General features: G+C 79.5%; 1 protein-coding gene. It reads left to right on the top strand.

Going from position 1 to position 754, the window contains the following annotated elements; translation table 11 throughout:
- A partial coding sequence (locus tag FHN55_RS16540) for a GGDEF domain-containing protein (protein WP_218974753.1) occupies positions 1-247 on the top strand: 247 nt, incomplete at its 5' end.
- Positions 248-754: the final 507 nt, after the last annotated feature.

The following is a 754-nucleotide window of genomic DNA, read 5'->3' as shown; positions in this document are numbered from 1 at the left end:
CGAGGCCGCCGCCGCCGCCCTGCGCGGGAGGCTGGCGACGGCGCTGTCGGTGCCGTTCTCCGTCGACCCGGAGCTGGCGCACGCCGCGGCCGACCCGCACGCCCTCCACGCGCTCGAGGCGGTGTCGGTCAGCCTGGGCGTGGTGTCCACCGCGGAGCTGGGCGGCGACCCCACCGCCGAGGCGCTGCTGCACGAGGCCGACCAGCGCATGTACGCGACCAAGCGCGCCCGCCAGTCCGCCCGCTGAGCCCGTCGCGCGGGCCCGGCGGGCCCCTCAGACCTCGACGAGGACGCGCACGTCCCAGGCGCCCAGCTCCACCTGCGGGCCCACCGGCGCCGTGCCCGGCGCGAGCAGGTCGCGCACGGGTGCGGGCGGGCGCACCGACGCCGGGGTCCACGACCAGTTGTGGACGACGTGCACCCGCGCCCCGTCCGCCGCGGTGGCCGAGCTGACCGTCACCGACTCGGGGCCGTCCCACCGGCGCTGCGCGGTGCTGGTGCGCGAGACGGGGGACGACGACGCGGCCACCGNNTCGCGGCGTCGGGGTCGGTGCCGACCAGGGTGACGCGACCCGCACCGCGCACCGCCGTGGTGACGGCGGGGAACCGGCCGAAGTGGGGGTGGTCGTAGCCGAGCAGCACCTCGGCGCCGCCGTCCGCCCGCAGCCCGTCGACCCAGGTCCGCGCCTGCGCCCCCGCCGGCAGGTCCAGGTCCGGCAGACCCTCCAGCGGCCCGCGGGCCACCAGCGGCAGC

It is taken from the genome of Streptomyces sp. NP160 (assembly GCF_006335115.1).
GTDB lineage: Bacteria > Actinomycetota > Actinomycetes > Actinomycetales > Quadrisphaeraceae > Quadrisphaera.
This window is presented reverse-complemented; position numbering and strand designations above follow the sequence as displayed.